14 protein-coding genes are annotated in these 19997 nt (G+C 61.6%); 4 read left to right on the forward strand and 10 right to left on the reverse strand.

Annotated features, from left to right (window positions below; all coding sequences use genetic code 11):
* Positions 1-4 precede the first annotated feature (4 nt).
* From AC1Q6Y_RS23730 to wecB, 5 genes are read right to left on the reverse strand one after another with little or no spacing between them, the layout of a single operon-like run.
* The gene (locus AC1Q6Y_RS23730) at positions 5-1081 is read right to left on the reverse strand and encodes a GGDEF domain-containing protein (protein WP_057714580.1); all 1077 of its coding nucleotides are present in this window, start codon (positions 1079-1081) and stop codon (positions 5-7) included.
* Complete coding sequence (locus AC1Q6Y_RS23735) at positions 1065-1943, reverse strand: DUF4434 family protein (RefSeq protein ID WP_057714582.1); 879 nt, start codon at positions 1941-1943, stop codon at positions 1065-1067. Before AC1Q6Y_RS23735 ends, AC1Q6Y_RS23730 begins: the two co-directional genes overlap by 17 nt.
* On the reverse strand, positions 1943-5107 hold the full coding sequence (locus tag AC1Q6Y_RS23740; protein WP_492625275.1) for an NfrA family protein: 3165 nt from the start codon (positions 5105-5107) through the stop codon (positions 1943-1945). The genes AC1Q6Y_RS23735 and AC1Q6Y_RS23740 overlap by 1 nt, the downstream gene beginning before the upstream one ends.
* Entirely contained in the window at positions 5104-7278 is a 2175-nt protein-coding gene (nfrB, locus tag AC1Q6Y_RS23745; protein ID WP_218498189.1) for a cyclic di-3',5'-guanylate-activated glycosyltransferase NfrB, read from the reverse strand. Before nfrB ends, AC1Q6Y_RS23740 begins: the two co-directional genes overlap by 4 nt.
* Positions 7275-8426, reverse strand: coding sequence for a non-hydrolyzing UDP-N-acetylglucosamine 2-epimerase (wecB, locus tag AC1Q6Y_RS23750; protein ID WP_057714588.1), 1152 nt, complete (start codon positions 8424-8426; stop codon positions 7275-7277). The genes nfrB and wecB overlap by 4 nt, the downstream gene beginning before the upstream one ends.
* 307 nt (positions 8427-8733) lie before the next feature.
* Between wecB and AC1Q6Y_RS23755 the strand changes: the two genes are divergently transcribed.
* From AC1Q6Y_RS23755 to AC1Q6Y_RS23770, 4 genes are all read left to right on the forward strand, one after another.
* Complete coding sequence (locus AC1Q6Y_RS23755) at positions 8734-9123, forward strand: RidA family protein (RefSeq protein WP_057714589.1); 390 nt, start codon at positions 8734-8736, stop codon at positions 9121-9123.
* Positions 9124-9294: 171 nt separating this feature from the next.
* Complete coding sequence (locus tag AC1Q6Y_RS23760) at positions 9295-10059, forward strand: IclR family transcriptional regulator (protein WP_492625314.1); 765 nt, start codon at positions 9295-9297, stop codon at positions 10057-10059.
* A gap of 39 nt (positions 10060-10098) precedes the next feature.
* A complete protein-coding gene (locus tag AC1Q6Y_RS23765) occupies positions 10099-11316 on the forward strand; it encodes an amino acid deaminase (RefSeq protein WP_492625276.1) in 1218 nt (405 codons plus the stop codon).
* A 142-nt stretch (positions 11317-11458) separates the two neighbouring features.
* On the forward strand, positions 11459-12394 hold the full coding sequence (locus AC1Q6Y_RS23770) for a sugar kinase (protein WP_492625277.1): 936 nt from the start codon (positions 11459-11461) through the stop codon (positions 12392-12394).
* A gap of 178 nt (positions 12395-12572) precedes the next feature.
* Here the strand turns inward: AC1Q6Y_RS23770 and AC1Q6Y_RS23775 are convergent, their stop codons facing one another.
* The 5 genes from AC1Q6Y_RS23775 to AC1Q6Y_RS23795 form a co-directional block, all read right to left on the reverse strand.
* A complete protein-coding gene (locus AC1Q6Y_RS23775) occupies positions 12573-12848 on the reverse strand; it encodes a peptidylprolyl isomerase (RefSeq protein ID WP_007898282.1) in 276 nt (91 codons plus the stop codon).
* Between the two features lie 67 nt (positions 12849-12915).
* Positions 12916-15453, reverse strand: a complete 2538-nt coding sequence (locus AC1Q6Y_RS23780; protein WP_492625278.1) for a PAS domain-containing hybrid sensor histidine kinase/response regulator — start codon at positions 15451-15453, stop codon at positions 12916-12918.
* A 190-nt stretch (positions 15454-15643) separates the two neighbouring features.
* Entirely contained in the window at positions 15644-17599 is a 1956-nt protein-coding gene (locus tag AC1Q6Y_RS23785; protein WP_492625279.1) for an acetoacetate--CoA ligase, read from the reverse strand.
* 205 nt (positions 17600-17804) lie between these two features.
* A complete protein-coding gene (locus tag AC1Q6Y_RS23790) occupies positions 17805-18578 on the reverse strand; it encodes a 3-hydroxybutyrate dehydrogenase (RefSeq protein WP_223501973.1) in 774 nt (257 codons plus the stop codon).
* Between the two features lie 7 nt (positions 18579-18585).
* Positions 18586-19977: a GntP family permease gene (locus AC1Q6Y_RS23795; RefSeq protein WP_090455620.1), complete on the reverse strand. Its 1392-nt coding sequence runs from the start codon at positions 19975-19977 to the stop codon at positions 18586-18588.
* Between the last annotated feature and the right edge of the window lie 20 nt (positions 19978-19997).

A 19997-nucleotide genomic window follows, 5' to 3' on the forward strand; every position in this document is an offset into this window, starting at 1 on the left:
AGCTTTATTGATGAAATGTGTAGCGATCCTTCCCGGTATGTTTTGACTCATACAAGGCCGCATCGGCCTTGATCAGCGCCTGGTTCAATGTGTCACCGTCGAGCACCCGGGCCAGGCCGATACTGATGGTCACCGGGTGTCGAGTGGGTTGCTCGCGTACCACTCGACACAGGTCGCCGGCCAGCGTCTCGACGTCTTCGCGGCTAACCCCGGCCAGGTAAATCGCGAACTCCTCGCCACCCAATCGCGCATATTCGTGGTGGGCCGTCACCGACTTGATGTCCTGCGCGATGCGCTTGAGCACCTCATCGCCAATGTCGTGGCCGTAGACGTCGTTGACCTTCTTGAAGTTGTCGATGTCGATCATCGCCAGGTAGTGGTCGTTTTCCCGCGGCACGCTGTTCAACTGCAGGCTTGCGCGGGTCATGAACGAACGGCGATTGGGGATTTCGGTGAGGGTGTCGATGTAGGCCTGGTCCAGCAGCAGCCTGGACATGATGAAGTTGTTGAGCTTGGCCTTGTGCAGCGTCAGGAAGCTGTAGAGGGTCAGGCCGCAGATAAATGTCGTGTAACTGAGGGCCATCACGCCCCCCAGTTCAAACTGTTCGATACCGGTGTTGTAGAAGGGATTGAGAAACCACCAGGTCACCAACTGCGCGGCAAAGAATGACCAGCGGCTCAGCGGCAACACCGAGGCTGTGAACAGGGTGGCCGAAGCCGCCAGCAACAGCCAGGCCGGTTGGTGGTCGTTTCCCAGGCCTTCGATGAGCAGCCGCGTGCCGAAGGCAATGGTGAGCACAAACAGCAGGTTGAGTTTCTGGAAGTGCCGGGCGTCGCGGATAAACAGCAGAATGATGACGAGAATGGTGAAGACACCGAAGAACACCAGCGAACGCCAGGTGAATGGCTGCCCGCCGATGAAACTCAGGATCAGGTCGTAAGCAACCCAGACCACAATGCTGGCGATGTAGATCAGTACGCAAAATGTGTGCAGCCGATCGAATTCATGTTGGAGGAACTCGGCCTTGAGCTCAGCCGGCGCCGATTTTTTGAGCACTTCGTCTTCAATGGTTTTGTACATCGCCGACCTTGCCCTTGTGCTGGTTGTCGAGAATCACCTTGCCCCAGGGTCGGTAGCGCAGGGAGAAAACCGATGTCGGGTGGCAACCCGGTGAAGAGGTTTGTGGCGGCATCGGTTCGGCACGGAAGGGTTGTCCGGCAGCGCTGACTTGCCGGAAGGCTTCCCTGACGATGCCGATGGAGCAGGGCAGCGCATTGGCGTAGCCGGTGCGAATCAATGGTGGCAAGCGTCCGGTGCCGGCACCGTCTTGCCACCACACCTGGATTCCGGCGTTCGCCAATTCCCCCAGCCATTGGCCATTCACTTGTGGCGCGAGTTTGCCGACGTTGAACACGCTGATGTGCAATGGTGCGTCGAGCTTGCCGGAAAAATCCTTGAGCTGGCGTTGCAATCTTTGTCGGCGATCCAGCGCCAGAAAGTGCAGGTCATCCAGTTCCATGGGCAGATACCAGCCGCTGACGGGGAGTTTCCAGTCCTTGCGCAGTTTCTGCTGCCGGGCCAGCGACTGCCCCAGTTGCGTCTGCCAGTACGTTGCCAGCCCGGCACTGTCAAGCTCATTGATACGCTGGTAATAGGCCGGGTCCATGTACAGGCCCAGCACCAGTTTCAGGCCTTGGGCCTGGGCCTGTTTCAGGCTGCGGGCAAGCCAGCCGTCGGCACCGCCGAAGTCCGAATCGCCGTAGGCCGTCCACTGTACGATCACCGTGTGCACGCCCTGGCGGGCGCTGTCCTGCCAGATCCGCTGCCATTGCGCCTGGCTCAGGTTGGCATCGACATTGAGCGGTTGATAGAAAATCCGTTCGTCGGCATGGGTCGCCGCGGCGCCCAGCAACAGGCACAAAGCCAAAAGAAGTCGCTTCATCAGAAATTCAACTCCACGCCCACCAGCACGCCGTTGCCGCCTTCATACAGATTGCCACCCAACGCTTGTTGATACTCGGTGCGCACCGTCAAGTGCGCGCGATAGGCGTTGTAGACATCGTCGTCGAACCACCATTGCCAACGCAGGCCCAGACCGGTGCGCAGATCCTGGCGCCAGTCGTTGCTCGGGTCCTGGGTCGCGAATTCGAGAAAGCCGTACGGCATGATCGTTTGTGCGCCGTTGAACGGAAGTTTCCAGGTGTGCCCTTGCTGGAAGCGCGACAACCATTGATGGTCGCCGGCCTTGGTCCACCACGCCGCGTCGAGGTAGAGGAAGCGCTCCTCCCAGTTGCTTTCATCGACCCGCCAATCGTTGCGGAATCGACCCTGATCAAGGAACGACGCGGTTGTCCGCAGCAGGTAGTCGGTGGTGGTGTGGCCATCATTGCGGTGATCCTCGGCCTGATCGGACACCTTGTCGGGGACCAGCATCTGGCCGAGGCTCAGGCCATGGTTGTCCTGATCATCGAACTGGCTTTGCTTGTAGATCTCACCATAGAAGTTGATGTTGGCGGTGCCCCAGGGCTTGTAGCGCAGGCCGACGCCGGTACCCAGGGATTCGGCATAGCTCGACCTGCCCACGCCGCCAAGCAACACGCGGCCATAGACCGACAGCGTGCTGCCGGCGCGGCTGGGTTCATCGCCCAGTGCATGGTCCCACATGGCCAGTTGCACGTTCTGTGAACTGGAGCGTCGCTGTGTGCCGATGCTGTCGTCGGGACGCAGGATGTCGTTGGTCGATATCCCGGCCGGTGACCAGGTGCTGGCGATGGTGACTGTGTCGCGACGGGACAGGCTTTCGTGGGCGCGACGCTGGCGATAGCGGCGCGCTTCCATGCTGCCATCCTCGTCATCGGCGGCCACCGGGTTCTGCTCCAGATCGATCACCCGGCGCAGTTCCTTGCGCGCCGAAGCGCTGTCTTCGACCTCGTCATAACGCCAGGCCAGGGTTTCGCCGAGGCGATAGTCTTCCGGGAAATCCTGGGTGGCGCGTTGCAGATACGGGATGGAACCGGCGCGTGCTGCCTTGGTCTCGGCACCGGCCAGGCGCACGCCGTAGTCGGCCCGATAACGGGGATTGTTCGGTTCGCGGCGCGCCGCTTCGGCAAGCCATTCGGTACTTTGTTGCAGGTCGCCGGCCTTTTGCGCCGTGACCGAGGCCGCATAGTAATGCTCGGCATCCGGTACTAGCTGCAGGGCGGAACGCTGGCGTTGCAGCGCGAGGGTGTGATCGCCCCGGGCATCGGCAATCGCCGCGCCCAACGTCCACTCATTGGCACCACGGGTGCGGCTTAGTTGCCAGTAGCGTTCAGCTGTTTGCGTGTCGCCGATATTCAGGGCGCCGCGGCTGGCGGTGAGGCGGGCATTGTCGCTGAGTTCGGCATCTGGAATGCTGCGCCAGATGGCCAGGGCACCGGCCGAGTCTCCGGCCGCCTCCAGGGCGTAGGCGAGTGGCAGGCGAGTGTTCTGGTCACCCATTTTTTCGGCGGTCTGGTAATACACCACTGCTTCGCCGGGGCGCTCGGGCATTGCACAACGGCCGAGGGCGCGGTAGTCGCCCGCAGCTTGCGGGAGATCACTGATGGCCTGTTGAACCGCGCCGCACTGGCCGTTTTCCGCCAGTTGCGCCAGCAGTTGCCCGCGAGTGGCGGGGTCGACGCGCTTGAGCAGCGAAACAATGCGTTGCTGTTGTGCCGCGGTCGGTGTCGACGCGGCATACAACCCCGCCAACCTTTGCAGCAGGGGCGTCGGCAGCTTGCCGCCGTGGCGGTCGAAGGCGCTCTCGAGCAACTGTTGCGCATGTTCACGATGGCCGGCATTCAGCGCCAGGTAGGTAGCCTGGTTGAGCGAATCGAGGTTGCCGGTCTGCTGGTAATGCCGCTCCCAGAATGCCGCCGCTTCGGTATCGTGATCCGATGCCTGGAGCAGTTCAGCGCGGCGTTTGACCACGTCGGCGGTCTGCGGCTGGCTGGCGAGGTAGGCCATGACTTTGTCGCTGCGGCCTTCCTCCTGCCAGACGTCGAGCAGGTGTTCGCGGCGTCGCGTGTCCCAAGGCTCCGGTAGACGGGTCGTTTGCAGCAGGTCGGTGGCTTGCAGGCGCTGGGCGAGGACCAGCCAGGCCTGCGGGTTTTCTTCGGGTTGGCAACTTTTCAATTGGCTCAGCGCAGCTTGCGGATCACGACGCGACAGCCAGTCGGCGGTCTCCAGGCATGGCCGCTGCAACTCACCACTCAAGCGTTGTACCGTGGCGCTGTCGCCGGTTTGCCGCGCCAGTTCCCACAGACGCTGGCGTTGCGCCGGGTCGGCAAGATCGGCAGGCGGCAGCGATTGCATCCAGCGCTGCGCCTGCTGGACCTGGCCCATGGCAATCGCCCGGTCGACCATGGCCAGCCGGGTCTTGCGCGCGGCTTCCGGGCTTGGCGCCGTTTGCAGCAGTTGCTGCAAGGATTGCTCGTCGAGGCGTTGCACGTAGGCGTTGGCCAGGCGTTGCCAGCTTTGGGCATCGAGTTGTTGGTTAGCGGCCAGTGGCGCCAGTTCCTTGATGGTGCCATCCCAATCGCGCAGTTGCTCGGACCAGTTGGCCCGGGCCTGTTGCAGCGCTTGCTCATCACCCTTGGGTGGCAGTTGCGCCAGCCAGTCATGGGCCGAGGCCGCGCCGCCGCGCTTGGCCAGGCTCGCGCTGTAGGCCTGCCACAGGCGCACGCGATGCTCCAGATTGCTGGAGGCTATCCATTGCTCCACCTGTTTTCTGTCCGGCGGATCCTGTTCGATCCAGGCCAGGCGCAAGTTGAGCAGGCTATCGCTGTTGGACGGGGTATCCGGCAGCGCTTGCAGGGCATCTTCGTAGCGTTGCTGCTTGACCAGCGATTGCACCAGTAATGCCCGTGCTTCATCGTTTTGCGGCACTTTGCTCAGCAGGTGGCGCATCAGCCGTTCGACTTCCTTCCAGTTGCCGTTTTTCGCTTCGCGGTAACTGCGGTCCATATAGGGGTAACTGCGGAACTGATCGAAATCGGTCAAGGGTTCGGCTTGCACCCACGCCGTCGTGTTCAGGCAGAGCAACAGGCTACCGGCCATCAAGGTCTGACGATGGACAGGCTTCATGCGGCCTCCCGGGCAATGCAGTACGCTGCGTGCTGCTCGCTCGTCTGATCGACCAGGGCCTGTTCGAGGATTTCCTGTGTGATCATGCCGCGTTCAATCAAGTGTTCACCGAGAGACATTTTTTCCGCATCGAAATCGATCAGCGCCTGATTGAACAGGGTTGGCGGCACCATGCCGCGTACTTGCAACAGATTGCCCAGCAACACTTGGTGATGGCTGACGCGCTCAATCAGGTCTTCGTCGTCCTGATTTTGCTCAAGCACCTCAAGCATCTGATGCACTTCCTCGCTTTGACGAGGGCTGGCGTACCAGTAGCGGATCCCCAGCGTCACCCGGCCTTGTGGTGCAAGGCGGCAACGCACCGGGCGTTTAAGTTGACGGCTGATGGCGCCCAGGGACACTTGGCTCACCGGACCTTCGGAGGCCAGCACCAGGGTTTCGTTCTCCTCGGCGACCGGCAACACGCCGTAGTGTGTAGCGATTTTGCGCGGCACGGCGTCGATCAGGCGTTTGTCGAGCTTGAACGGATTGAGTGGCGCCCATTCCAGGTCCAGTTGTTCGGCCAGGGCCTGCACCAGTTGCGTGGTGTCGATGTGCCCGCGCAGCAGCAGTTCCTGACCCAGGCGTCGGCGTACCGGGTTGGTGATCGCGGCTTCGAGTTGATCTTCAGACAGCAGGCCTTTTTCCACCAGGCGATGGCCCAGCGGGGTGCGCTGGGCTTCAGCCAGGGCCGGAAACTCATGGGTGGTCTTGTCCCAGGCGACGCGACGGGAATCGCCCATTTCCATCACCTGGCGCAACGCCCGAACGTTGGCAAAAAAATTCACGAAATTGCTCCACACCATCCGGGGCGCCGACAGCAGTCCTTCGCCGAGTCCGTAAAAACGGGTGACAAACCAACCGCGCTGGAATAGCCGGTTGAGCAGCATGAAGCCATTGAGCCACAGCAGGCCCGCCAACAACGTGCTGTCAGAGAGGATCGACGGGAACCGCCAGGCGGTCGGCGCGATCACGGTGACCAGCCACATCGCCAGCAACACCACCAGCAGTATGTTCACCAGGAAGCTCAACAGGTACGCAATCAGGCCACGGCGGTCGCGCCACAGAAAATAATTGAGCAGGCCTTTGCTGCTCCAGCCCAGATTCTTGGTGCCCTGGAACACGATGCCGACGATCCAGCGCGACTTCTGCCGGATCGCGTACTGCAAGTCCCGGGGAAAGTGCTCGCGCACACAGATCACCTGGGAAAAGGCGCGGTCCATGCCGAACACCCATGGTTGTTCCAGTGCCAGTTTCGGGTCGGTCACCGAATAACGGGCAAAGATGCACTTCATGCCTTTTTGCTTGAGGCGGAAACCGATGTCGTAGTCTTCGGTGAGGCTCTGCACGTCGAAGGCGATACCGTCACCGTCTTCGAGCAGGGCACTGATGGCCTTACGGCTGAAACAGGTGCCGACCCCGGCACTGGGCACTTGCCCGGTCAGTGCTTCACGCACGATGACGTCCTTGCCATGGTTCTCGGCGAACTCGTCGACGTAGTGCCCGGCAGTGAAGCCATGCCATTCCGGCGCGTAGGGATAGACCGGAATCTGGATCAGGTCCTTGGCCGGCAGCAGGTAGTTGAACAGGCGCAACTCCATGGGCGAAATCACGTCCTCGGCATCGTGCAGGATGAAGCCGGCGAACTGGATCTTTGCATCGTTTTCAAAGCGCAGGATGGCGTCGATCACGTTGTTCAGGCAGTCAGCCTTGCTGGTAGGACCGGGACGGGCGCACACCACTTTGTGCACGTTGGGATAATGCAGGCACACCGCATCGACGTCGGCCTGGGTCTCGGCGTCGTTGGGGTAGGTGCCGACGAAAATCTGATAGTTCTCGTAGTCGATGGTCGAGGCGGCCAAGCGCGCCATTTCACCAACCACGCCGACTTCGTTCCACGCCGGCACCATGATCGCCAGGGGTTTTTCGCCGATGGAATACAGCCGTTGCTCATCGGCTCGGTCGAATTTTTCATAGATCCGCCAGCGCCGGATCAGCTTGCGGGTCCAGTACACCAGGTCGATGAACAGGTCATCGAGGCCGAGTATGAACATCAGCAGGGCCAGGGTAATCGCGAGGTATTTGAGACCGAACAACACATAGGCAAAGAAGTCGACAAACACCAGGCTCATACGGCTTTACCCGCCGTGCGGTGTTTGAGCCAGATGCCGAGGCGATTGGCGATGCGTTCGCTGGCGTGTCCGTCGCCATAGGGGCTATGGACCCGGCTCATTCGCTGGAAGGTGGCTTCATCATCGAACAACAGGCTCGATTCCCTGACGATGCGGTCGGTGTCGGTGCCCACCAGCACCACGGTTCCGCCTTCGAGCGCCGATGGCCGCTCCGTGACATCGCGCAGCACCAGAAGCGGCTTGCCAATGGCCGGTGCTTCCTCCTGGATGCCACCGGAATCGGTGAGAATGAAATAGGCGCGGTCCATCAGCCAGACGAAATGCTGGTAATCCTGCGGTGCCACCAGATAGATATTGGGTTTGTCCGAGAGGACGCTGTAGACCGCCTTTTGCACCTGCGGATTGAGGTGCACCGGGTAGACGAATTGCGCATCGGGATAACGTTCGGCAAGGGTGGCCAGAGCCAGGCAGATGTTGCGAAAACCGCCGCCGAAATTCTCCCGGCGATGCCCGGTGATCAGCACCATGCGCCTGTTGTCGTCGAGCACCGCCAGCGGCGAGTCGGCGGCCGGGTGCCAGTGGATTTCCTGTTGGTGTTTGCGCATCCATACCAGCGCATCGATCACCGTGTTACCGGTGACCTCGATGTTGGCCTTGGACACACCTTCGCGCAGCAGGTTGTCCTGGCTGATGGTGGTCGGCGCGAAATGCAGGTCGGCGATGACACCGGTCAGGTGCCGGTTGGCTTCCTCAGGCCAGGGTGCACGCAAGTTACCGGTACGCAAACCTGCCTCGACGTGGCCGATGGGTATCTGGCGATTGAAGGCGGCGAGGGCGGCAATGAAGCTGGTGGTGGTGTCGCCGTGTACCAGCACGATATCCGGATGCACCCGCTCGTAGGCTTTGTCGAGATGCCCCAGCAATTGTTCGGAGAGACCGTTGAGGGTCTGGCCCTGGGTCATCACCTGCAAGTCTTCATCGACCGTCAGCTCGAACGAGTCGAGGACCTGCTTGAGCATTTCCCGGTGCTGGCCTGTGGAGCAGATGTTCAGGGTTATACCTGGCCAATTGCGCAGGACCCGTGCCAGAGGGGCCATCTTGATGGCCTCCGGACGCGTACCGAAAACCATCATGACTTTAAATGACATCAACCCTCCTGGGACCGCGCACGCCGAACACGTCACGGCTGCTAAAACCGGTAATTTCCTGAACATAGAATAAAGCAGTCGGGTGGGCGGTTGTCCAATGAAGCTGCTCTGAGTCGCGGGTGTTGCTTCGAATGGGGTCATGTGCACCCAATTGAGAACCAGATACCCGTCCCTCTGATTCAAAACAAATTTCAATCCCTCTCACATTCCCTCCACATCCTGTGGCACACTTTCTGCCGCTTATTCCGTTATTGCACAATAGATTCCGCTATAGCGGAACAATAACTTCCAGTCAGGAGAAACACCCATGAGCATTACTCGTTACGGCACTGGCAGCACCGCCGGCGGCGGTCAGCCTCGTCCATTCGCCCGCGCTGTCGAAGCCGATGGCTGGCTGCACGTGTCCGGCCAGGTGCCGGCGCTGGATGGCGAGATCATTGTCGGTGGTATCGTCGAGCAGACTCACCAGACCATGAAGAACCTGATCGCTATCCTTGAAGAGGCCGGTTATGGCCTCGAAGACGTGGTGCGCACCGGCGTGTGGCTGGAAGACCCGCGGGATTTCTGGAGCTTCAACAAGGTGTTCTCCGAGTACTTCAAGCCAGAACATGCCCCGGCGCGGGCCTGTGTGCAGGCGAACATGATGGTCGACTGCAAAGTCGAGATCGACTGCATTGCGTACAAGAAAAAGGCTTGAACCGAGTCGCGCCCATCGCGGGCAAGCCACGCTCCCAAAGGTTTGTGTGCTGCCACAGATTGCAGACACACCACCATTCCCTGTGGGAGCGGGCTTGCCCGCGAAGGCGGCCTAACGATCAGCGCGGCACACTGGGTAAACTCCAGGCGACCATGAATGGGAACCACTGAAATGACCGAAGACACCATCAAGCGCCGGGCACGCGGGCTGGACCGGGCGTTCGATATCCTCGATTTCCTCAAGGAGATCGGTCAGCCCCTGCGCCCGAACGACATCGCCAGCGGCATCGGCAGCCCCAAATCCACGGTCTACGAACTGGTGGCCTCGCTGCTGGAACGACGCATCCTGGAGCCGGTGGGCAAGGACGGTCATGTCTACCTCGGTCGCCAGTTGTACTTTCTCGGGCAGGCACACCTGCGACATTTCGACCTGACTCGCGAGGCCGATCACGCCTTGCAGGAAATCGTCAGCCAGACCCGTGAAACGGCGCAGATGTGCCTGCTCAACGGGCGCAAGTACACCGTTGCGCTGATGAAGGAGGGGGAGCGGCATTTCCGCATTTCCTCGGACATCGGTGAAAACGCGCCCATCCCCTGGACCGCATCCGGGCGCTTGCTGCTGGCGCACCTGAGCGACCAGTCAATCGTCGACCTGATCGACCACGACGACTTCATCCTGCCCAATGGCGAACGCTTGGAACTTGCGCAGTTTCTAAAGGAAATCCGTCAGGCCGGAATCGATGGTTTCTTTTCCTTCGATAGCGTCGCCGACACCTTTACCCATTGCTTCGCCGCACCGGTCAAAGACCCCAACGGCGTGGCCATCGCGACCCTGTGCATCGTCGCCCCCCGGGCCGATGCCAAGAACAACTACAACGACTACCGCCGGGTGCTGATCGAAAGCGCCAATAGCCTGGCCCGTCGCATCAACGAATAACAGCGGCTGCCTGCGGCCGCGTGAACGAGGAGTTCGACCATGTCTTCTGCCCCCAATACTGCCGCCGTGGAAAAAGGCACCGCACCCAAGGGCGCGAACCTGGTGCGTGACGTCAGCCTGCCTGCGCTGGTACTGCACCGCGAGGCGCTGGAACACAACATTCGCTGGATGCAGGCGTTCGTCAGCGACAGCGGAGCGGAACTCGCGCCCCATGGCAAAACCAGCATGACCCCGGCGCTGTTCCGGCGCCAACTGGACGCCGGTGCCTGGGGCATCACCCTGGCCAGCGCCACCCAAACCCGTGCGGCCTACGCTCATGGTGTGCGCCGGGTGCTGATGGCCAACCAGTTGGTCGGTACGCCGAACATGGCGCTGATTGCCGACCTGCTGGCCGACCCGACGTTCGACTTCTATTGCATGGTCGATCACCCGGACAACGTCGCCGACCTCGGTGCCTATTTCGCCTCCCGTGGCGTGCGTTTGAACGTCATGATCGAATACGGCGTTGTCGGTGGTCGCTGCGGTTGCCGCAGCGAGCAGCAAGTGCTCGACCTGGCCAAGGCCATCGCCGCGCAACCGGCGCTGGCCCTGACCGGGATCGAAGGCTACGAAGGGGTGATCCACGGCGATCACGCGGTGACCGGTATCCGCGATTTCGCCGCATCACTGGTGCGCCTGGCGGTGCAGTTGCAGGACAGCGGTGCCTTCGCCATCCCCAAGCCGATCATCACCGCGTCGGGTTCGGCCTGGTATGACCTGATTGCCGAGTCGTTTGAAGCACAGAACGCCGCCGGGCGTTTCCTCAGCGTGCTGCGTCCCGGCAGTTACGTGGCCCATGACCATGGCATCTACAAGGAAGCGCAGTGCTGCGTGCTCGACCGTCGCAGCGACCTGCACGAAGGCCTGCGTCCGGCGCTGGAGGTGTGGGCGCACGTGCAGTCGCTGCCGGAGCCGGGGTTTGCGGTGATTGCCCTGGGCAAGCGCGACGTGGCCTACGACGCCGGTTTGCCGGTGCCATTGCTGCGCTACAAGGCGGGCGTCGTGCCGGCCGAAGGCGATGATGTGAGCGTCTGCAAGGTGACTGCGGTGATGGACCAGCATGCGTTCATGACCGTGGCACCGGGGGTTGATCTGCGGGTGGGCGACATCATTTCGTTTGGCACTTCGCACCCGTGCCTGACGTTCGACAAGTGGCGTGTCGGTTGCCTGGTGGATGAGCAACTGAACGTCATCGAGACCATGGAAACCTGTTTCTAAGGGTTTGAGATCGAGTTGCGGCCATCGCGAGCAAGCTCGCTCCCACATTGGATCTATGGCGTTTACAAAATCCCTGTGGGAGCGAGCTTGCTCGCGATGGCGGCCGACCAGACAACACCGAAACACCAGAGACCCCACAACAATGAACACCATCAACACCCTGGGCCCCAACACTCCACGCATCGCCCTGATCGGCGAGTGCATGATCGAGTTGCAGCATCGCGCCGACGGCAGCCTGCAACAGAGCTTCGGCGGCGATACATTGAACACGGCCGTGTACCTGTCCCGGGAACTGGGAGAGGACGGCTCCGTGGACTACGTCACCGCCCTGGGCGATGACAGTTTCAGCGACGCGATGTGCCAGAGTTGGGCGGCGGAAAATATCGGGCTCGCCATGGTCCAGCGTCTGCCCGGACGCCTGCCGGGTTTGTATTGCATCCAGACTGACACCGCCGGTGAGCGACGCTTTCTGTACTGGCGCAACGAAGCGGCCGTCCGCGATTGCTTCACCACCCCGGCCGCCGCGCCGATTCTCGCCGCGCTGCCGGATTATGATGTGCTGTACTTCAGCGGCATCACCCTGGCGGTACTCGGTGCGCAAGGTCGGGAAAAACTGCTGGAAACCCTGATCGAAGCCCGCCAGCGCGATGCGCGAATCGTGTTCGACAACAACTACCGGCCACGGCTGTGGGCATCGGTCGAGGACGCCCGGGCGGCATATCGCAGTGTGCTGGCGTATGTCGACCTGGCGTTGCTGACGGTGGATGACGAACAGGCGTTGTTTGGTTATGCCGATGGTGACGCGGTGTTTGCCGCGTATGAGCAGATCGGTACGCCGGAAGTGGTGCTCAAGCGCGGCGCACAAGCGTGCCTGATTCGTTGTGATGGAGAGTCGTTCGAAGTGCCCGCGCAGAAGGTCGAGCGGGTGGTGGACACCACGGCGGCGGGGGATTCGTTCAGCGCGGCGTATCTGGCTTCGCGGCTCAAGGGCGGCAGCCCTTCGCAAGCCGCCGAGGCCGGGCATCGGTTGGCGAGCCGGGTGATTCAGGTGCCGGGGGCGCTGATTCCCAGAGATTGAAATGCATTAACTGGGGCGAGGGGGGCTTTGTGGCGAGGGGGCTTGCCCCCGTTGGGCTGCGAAGCAGCCCCAAACCCTGTCTACCGGATTTATCTGACATGCCGAGTGCAGCGAACTCACGAGTGCTGCGCACTCGAACGGGGGCAAGCCCCCTCGCCACAGGGGCCTGACCAGCCACTCAATCCCGGTAAAACACCTGCACCAGGTGATACCCGAACTTGCTCTTGATCGGCCCATGCACCACCCGCAGCGGTTTCTTGAAGATCACCGCATCAATCACGCCGACCATCTGTCCCGGCCGCACTTCACCGAGATCGCCGCCGCGCTTGCCCGATGGGCAGGTCGAATACTTCTTGGCCAGCACGTCGAACGCTTCGCCCTTGGCGATGCGTTGTTTGAGCTGCTCGGCTTCTTCCGAGGTTTTCACCAGAATATGGCGGGCTTGAGCTTTCATTGGCGGTACCTTGCAACGGTGGTGGCTATGTGGGCGGCAGTGGGGGGGCGCGCGATTATGCCTCAACTCAGTCCGATTGACTGATCATCGTGCGAATCTTGTTGGCCAGCAGATCGATGGAAAACGGCTTGGCTACCATGTCCATGCCCTCTTCGAGAAAACCCTGGCGCTCGGCGGCGATCTCGGCGTAACCGGTCATGAACAGCACTTTCAGTTCGGGACGATGCTGACGGGCGATTTCCGCCAGTTGGCGGCCGTTCATGCCCGGCAACCCGACGTCCGTCACCAGCAGGTCCACCCGCAGGTCCGACTCCAGCAGCGGCAGGGCGCCCTTGGCATCTTCGGCTTCATGGGCTCGGTAACCGAGCTCATTGAGCAGGTCCAATACCAGCATGCGCACCGCCGCATCGTCCTCGACCAGCATCACGGTTTCGCCGGCAATGGCCGCCGGTGCCTCGCCGATGACGGGCGACAAAACTTTTTCCGGCTCGGTCGAATGCAGGCGCGGAAGGTACAAACGCACGCTGGTGCCCCGTCCCGGCAGGCTGAACAGACTGACGTGGCCCCCCGATTGCTGGGCGAAACCGTAAATCATCGACAAGCCCAAACCGGTGCCCTGGCCGATGGGCTTGGTGGTGAAGAACGGGTCGAATGCCTTGGCCAGCACCGAGGGCGTCATGCCGGTGCCGTTGTCGCTGACGGCAATCATCACGTAGTCACCGGCCTTGACCGGTTCCAGGGTCGTCATGTCACTGCCGTCGAGGTACACGTTGGCCGTTTCGATCTGCAACTCGCCGCCATCGGGCATGGCGTCCCGGGCGTTGATCACCAGGTTGAGCAGGGCGTTTTCCAGTTGGCTGACATCGGTGTTGACCCGCCAGATGTTCTCGGCCAGTTGCAGGTCGAGCTCGATATGGTCGCCCTTGGTGCGCCTGAACAAGTCTTCCAGAGAGTGGATCAGCTCGTTGGGGTTGAGCGGCTTGCGATTGAGTGATTGGCGGCGGGAGAACGCCAGCAGGCGATGGGTGAGAGCGGCGGCGCGGTTGGCCGAGGACACGGCCGCTTCGGTGAATCGACCGATCTCGCTGGCGCGGCCGTCGGCAATGTAGCGTTGCATCAGGTCGAGGCTGCCGATGATGCCGGTGAGCATGTTGTTGAAGTCATGGGCGATGCCGCCGGTAAGCTGGCCGACCGCTTCCATTTTCTGCGCATGGCGCAAGGCGTCTTCGGCACGTTCGCGCTCGAACATCTCGTTCTGCAGACGTTCGTTGGCTTCGGCCAGTTGGCGGGTGCGGGCGGCAACCCGTTCTTCAAGGGTTTCGTTGAGGTTACGCAGGGCTTCTTCGGTCTTTTTACGCTCGGTTTCATCGATCACGAAGATGTAGAAACCGTTTACGGCGCCATCCGCGCCGTGGCGTGGCAGGTAATTCATCAAGGCCTGGCGGATGCTGCCGTCGCGGTGTGGCGTGCTGATGCTGAAACAGCAGGGCCGGCCGGACAGCGCCTCCTTGATGTGCGGAGCGCGCAGCGCATAGGCTTCTTCGCCGAGCACTTCAAGAATGGTTCGCCCGTAAAGCTCTTGCGGCGTCAGCCCGTACCAGTCGAGGTACGCCGCATTGTTCAGGCGAAAGCGCTCTTCGCGGTCGACGTAGCTGATCAGGACCGGCATGGCGTTGATGATCAGTTGCAGCTCGGTCTGGCTCTGGCGCAGGGCCTGTTCGGTGTGTTTGCGCTCGGTCAGGTCCAGGACGGCGCCGAGGAAGCGCACTGGCCGGCCATGGTGATCCTTGTAGCAGCGACCGCGGGCAAATACCCAGCGCATCTGGCCGTCGGTTTGCAGCAGGCGATACTCCTCGGCGTATTCGGTGCCATGGGTGATGCAATGCTTGATGCTGCGGGCGATCAGGGCGCGGTCTTCGGGGTGTACGCCGTGCAGGTATTCACTGATCGGCAATTGACTGGCCATGGCCGGGTCGATGCCATGCAGTTGGGCAAAATGCGCATCGGCGATGAAGCGGTCCTCGCTGATGTCCCAGTCCCAGGTACCGACCGCATCGGTGGCGGCGAGGGCCAGTTGCAGGCGTTCCTCGGTTTCACGCTGGGCCTTGAGGCTGGCCGCCGAGCGCTGTTCGAGTTCGAGGGCGATGCGCCGGCGTTCGTTGGTTTCGATGGCGGTGACCAGGATCCCGGACACCTGGGCACCTTCGTCGCGGATCGGGCTGTAGGTCAGGTCGAGCCAGAAGTCAGACTCCTGGCCCCCGCGTTGCAGGGTAAAGCGCTGCTCGCTGTAGGTGCGCACCTGACCTTGCAGGACGGCGCTGTAGATCGGGTCGGTGAAGTCTTGCAACTCTGGCCAGATCAGGTGTGTCGGTTGTCCGAAAGCGTGCGGATGTTTGCTCCCGGCGAGCAGGGCGAAGCCGTCGTTGTAGATTTGCGTCAGTTGCGGGCCCCATAACAGCAGCATCGGCATCGGTGAATGAATGACGATGTCCACGGCGGTTCGCAGGCTTTGTGGCCAAGTGCTGGCAGCGCCCAGCGGGCTGCTTGCCCAGTCGATTCGGGCGATCAAGGCCTGGGCATCGCTGGCGGTTGGTATTGCGTTCATCTGGGAGTCCTGCACATGAGTCGCTTTGGCTGGGACTATTCTTGCACAGGTGATAGGTGCAGGTTGATTCGAAGGCTTGAGCGGTTACTGTGGGAGCGAGCTTGCTCGCGATGGCGTCGGGTCACGTTGCATTGATGTGAACTGACACTCCGCTATCGCGAGCAAGCTCGCTCCCACAGGTAATCCCATTTCAATCCATCAGTTCGGGCCGGTCACGAAATTGCTCCAGCGCCTCGGGATTGGCCAAGGCATCAGTGTTCTTCACTTTCTGCCCATGCACCACATTGCGCACCGCCAGCTCAACGACCTTGCCGCTGATGGTCCGGGGAATGTCCGTCACTGCCACGATCTTCGCCGGCACATGACGCGGCGTGGTATTGGCGCGAATCACCTGGCGGATCTGCTGTTGCAGGGCCTCGTCCAGTTCGAGCCCGTCGCGCAAGCGCACGAACAGCACCACCCGCACGTCGTCCTGCCACTGCTGACCGATCGCCACGCAGTCGAGCACCTGGGGGACTTTCTCCACCTGGCGATAGATTTCCGCCGTGCCGATGCGCACGCCGCCGGGGTTGAGCACGGCATCCGAGCGTCCGTGGATCATCATCCCGCCATGGGGCAGTTGTTCGGCGTAATCACCTTGGGCCCAGACGCCGGGGAACAGGCTGAAATAGGATTTGCGCAGTTTTTCGCCATCAGGATCGTTCCACAGGCCAATGGGCATCGCCGGGAAATGCCGGGTGCAGACCAGTTCGCCTTTTTCACCGATCACCGGGTGGCCTTCGTCGTTCCACACTTCAACGGCCATGCCCAGGCTCTTGCCCATGATTTCGCCGCGCCGCACGGGCGACATCGGGTTGCCGTTGACGAAGCACGAGACGATGTCGGTGCCGCCGGACATCGAAGCCAGGCACACGTCAGCCTTGAAATCGCGATAGACGAAGTCGTAACTGTGCGGCGACAGCGCCGAGCCGGTGCAAAGCAACGTCTTGAGGCTGCTCAGGTCATGACTTTCACGGGGCTTGATACCGCTGCTTTCCAGAGTTGCGAGGTATTTGGGACTGGTGCCGAAGACGCTGATGCGTTCGTCGTCGATCAGGTCGATCAAGCGTTGTGGATCGGGCTGGAACGGTGAGCCATCGTACAGCACCACGGAGCTGCCGGTGGCCAGTGCCGACACCAACCAGTTCCACATCATCCAGCCGCAGGTGGTGTAGTATAACAGCCGTTCACCGGGGCCTAGATCGCCATGCAGGCCGTGTTCCTTGAAGTGTTGCAGCAACACGCCGCCGGTGCTGTGGATGATGCATTTAGGCACGCCGGTGGTGCCGCTGGAGTAGAGGATGTACAGCGGATGGGCGAAGGGCACGGGGACGAAATCCGGCTCGCCGCCGGGTTCGTAGAAATCGTCCCACAGCGTCACGTTGGCCTGGGTGTGGAATTCTTCGATGTGCGCCTGTGGCCGGGCGTAAGGCACGACGATCAGCTGTTGCAGCGAAGGCAGACGCTGGAGGATCTCGTTGACCTTGGCGCTCTGGTCGATCTCCTTGCCGGCATAGCGGTAGCCGGCGCAGGTCACCAGTACTATCGGTTCGATCTGACCGAAACGGTCAACCACCCCTTGGGTGCCGAAGTCCGGTGAGGAGCAGGACCAGATAGCGCCAAGGCTGGTGGTGGCGAGCATGGCCACCAGGGTCTGCCAGGTGTTGGGCATGCACGCGGCGACCCGGTCACCCACACCGACGCCGGCGGCGATCAAGCCATTCTGAAAACCGGCGACCTGTTCGGCGAGTTCAGCCCAGGTCAAATGTTCACGCTGACCGTTTTCGCCGACGGCTATCACGGCGATCGCATCGTCGCGACGCTGTAGCAGGTGTTCGGCAAAGTTCAGCGTTGCACCGGGGAACCATTGGGCGCTGGGCATCCGGGGGCCTTCGAGCAGCACGGCGTCGGGCTGCTCGTGGAAGCGGATGTCGAAGAAGTCGACGATGGCCTGCCAGAAGTCCGGGCGCTGATCGATGGACCACTGGTGCAGGGCAGGGTAGTCGTCGATCTTGAGGTGGTGTCGCTGATTGATGAAGCGCCGAAAGGCTTCCATGCGGGTCTTGCCAATGCGTTTGGCGTCGGGTTGCCAGAGGATGTCGGACATGGTTTGCCTCTTCTTTTTTATGCCTTCACACAGGCTGATGTGGCGCCGGCTTTTGTGGCGAGGGAGCTTGTGTGGCGAGGGGGCTTGCCCCCGTTCCGCTGCGAAGCAGTCGTGAATCAGACAACCTGAATCGTCTGTGAGTTTTTGGGGCGGCTTCGCCACCCAACGGGGGCAAGCCCCCTCGCCACAAGGGTCTATCAGCCAGTCACTGTGCCAACCACCCACCATCAACATTCCACGCCGCGCCCCGCACCTGGCTGCCGGCTTCGCTGCACAGGAACAAAACCAGTTCCCCCAGTTGCGGTGGTGTCACGAATTCCAGCGATGGCTGCTTTTCAGCGAGCAAATCGTGCTGCGCCTGCTGCGGGTCAACTCCACTGGCGGCACGATCATCAATCTGCTTTTGCACCAGCGGCGTCAATACCCAGCCTGGGCAGATTGCGTTGCAGGTGACCTGGGTGGTTGCGGTTTCCAGCGCGACCACTTTGGTCAAGCCGATCACCCCATGCTTGGCGGCGACATAGGCTGACTTGCCCGCCGAACCGACCAGACCATGCACTGACGCAATGTTGATCACCCGGCCCCAGCCCTTGGCGCGCATGCCCGGCAGGCTCAAGCGGGTGCTGTGGAACACCGACGACAGGTTGATGGCGATGATCGAATCCCAGCGCTCCACCGGAAACTCATCCACTGCTGCCACGTGTTGAATGCCAGCGTTGTTGACCAGGATGTCGACGCCGCCGAACTCGCGCTCGGCGTAGGCAATCATGTCGGCAATTTGCGCCGGATCGCTGACATCGGCCGGGTGATGGCCGACCTTGCCCCCGAACTGTTGCACCTGGGCGATCACTTGGGAGGCATCGCCAAAGCCGTTGAGGATCAGGTTGGCCCCGGCCTTGGCCAGGCTGAGGGCGATCCCCAGGCCGATGCCGCTGGTGGAGCCGGTGACCAGTGCGGTCTTGCCCGAAAGAGTCGTCATGAATACCTCACACAATGCCAGTGGCGTAGAAAGTGCCGATCACCACGAAAACCGCCAGGGTCTTGATCAGCGTAATACAGAAAATATCTTTGTAAGCCTCGCGGTGGGTCAGCCCGGTGACCGCCAGCAGGGTAATCACCGCGCCGTTGTGTGGCAGGGTGTCCATGCCGCCGCTGGCCATCGCGGCGACCCGGTGCAACACTTCCAGCGGAATGTTCGCCGCGTGGGCTGCGCTGATGAACTGCTCGGACATTGCCGCCAGAGCGATGCTCATGCCGCCCGAGGCGGAACCGGTGATGCCGGCCAGCAGAGTCACAGTAATCGCTTCGTTGACCAGTGGGTTGGGAATGCTCTTGAGCCAGTCGGCCAGTACCAGGAAACCCGGCAGGGACGCGATCACCGCGCCGAAACCGTATTCCGAGGCCGTGTTCATCGCCGCCAGCAAGGCACCGCTGACCGCACTTTTACTACCTTCGGCCAGCTTGCGGCTGATCGCCTTGTAGCCGAACACCAGCACCATGAGGATGCCGACCAGCAAGGCTGCCTGTACCGCCCAGATCGCCGTGAGCTTGGCGATTTCCGTGGTCACCGGCGTGGCCATGCCCGGCAGCGCGAGGCTGTGGGTCTTGCCGTACACCTGTGGAATCCAGTGGGTGAACAGCAGGTTCATGATGCCCACCGCCAGCAGTGGCGACAGCGCCAGCCACGGGTTGGGCAGCTTCAGGTCGGGGGCGGTTTCCGGCTCGTTGCGCAGGTCCGAACCATAGCCTTCACCGGTACGCTGGGCCTTGTTGCGCTGGCGCTGGAGAAACAGCATGCCGGCGCAGAACACGAAGATCGTGCCGATCACGCCCAGCCACGGCGCTGCCCAGGCGGTGGTGTTGAAGAAGGTGCTGGGGATGATGTTCTGGATCTGCGGAGTGCCGGGCAGGGCGTCCATGGTGAACGAGAAGGCGCCCAGCGCAATGGTCGCCGGGATCAGTCGCTTGGGGATGTTGCTCTGGCGGAACATTTCAGCGGCAAACGGATAGACCGCGAACACCACCACAAACAACGATACGCCGCCGTAGGTCAGCAAGGCGCAGACCAGCACGATCACCAGCATCGCCTGGCGGGTGCCGAGCAGGCGAATGGCTGCCGCGACGATGGAGCGCGAGAAACCGGACAGTTCGATCAGCTTGCCGAACACCGCGCCGAGCAGGAACACCGGGAAATACAGCTTGATGAAGCCGACCATTTTTTCCATGAACACCCCGGTGAAAGCGGGGGCGACGGCAGACGGGTCAGTCAGCAGGACAGCGCCGAGGGCGGCAATCGGGGCAAAAAGGATAACGCTGTAGCCACGGTAGGCAGCCAGCATCAGCAGCGCGAGGGCTGCCAAGGCAATGATCACACTCATGGTGTGTCTCCTGGGTTGTT

This window comes from Pseudomonas sp. GW823-FHT06E10 (genome assembly GCF_058794995.1).

Coding starts and splice junctions, on each gene's coding strand:
- AC1Q6Y_RS23730 (WP_057714580.1), bottom strand. CDS start 1,081: ATGTACAAAACCATTGAAGACGAAGTGCTCAAAAAATCGGCGCCGGCT.
- AC1Q6Y_RS23735 (WP_057714582.1), bottom strand. CDS start 1,943: ATGAAGCGACTTCTTTTGGCTTTGTGCCTGTTGCTGGGCGCCGCGGCG.
- AC1Q6Y_RS23740 (WP_492625275.1), bottom strand. CDS start 5,107: ATGAAGCCTGTCCATCGTCAGACCTTGATGGCCGGTAGCCTGTTGCTC.
- nfrB (WP_218498189.1), bottom strand. CDS start 7,278: ATGAGCCTGGTGTTTGTCGACTTCTTTGCCTATGTGTTGTTCGGTCTC.
- wecB (WP_057714588.1), bottom strand. CDS start 8,426: ATGTCATTTAAAGTCATGATGGTTTTCGGTACGCGTCCGGAGGCCATC.
- AC1Q6Y_RS23755 (WP_057714589.1), top strand. CDS start 8,734: ATGAGCATTACTCGTTACGGCACTGGCAGCACCGCCGGCGGCGGTCAG.
- AC1Q6Y_RS23760 (WP_492625314.1), top strand. CDS start 9,295: ATGACCGAAGACACCATCAAGCGCCGGGCACGCGGGCTGGACCGGGCG.
- AC1Q6Y_RS23765 (WP_492625276.1), top strand. CDS start 10,099: ATGTCTTCTGCCCCCAATACTGCCGCCGTGGAAAAAGGCACCGCACCC.
- AC1Q6Y_RS23770 (WP_492625277.1), top strand. CDS start 11,459: ATGAACACCATCAACACCCTGGGCCCCAACACTCCACGCATCGCCCTG.
- AC1Q6Y_RS23775 (WP_007898282.1), bottom strand. CDS start 12,848: ATGAAAGCTCAAGCCCGCCATATTCTGGTGAAAACCTCGGAAGAAGCC.
- AC1Q6Y_RS23780 (WP_492625278.1), bottom strand. CDS start 15,453: ATGAACGCAATACCAACCGCCAGCGATGCCCAGGCCTTGATCGCCCGA.
- AC1Q6Y_RS23785 (WP_492625279.1), bottom strand. CDS start 17,599: ATGTCCGACATCCTCTGGCAACCCGACGCCAAACGCATTGGCAAGACC.
- AC1Q6Y_RS23790 (WP_223501973.1), bottom strand. CDS start 18,578: ATGACGACTCTTTCGGGCAAGACCGCACTGGTCACCGGCTCCACCAGC.
- AC1Q6Y_RS23795 (WP_090455620.1), bottom strand. CDS start 19,977: ATGAGTGTGATCATTGCCTTGGCAGCCCTCGCGCTGCTGATGCTGGCT.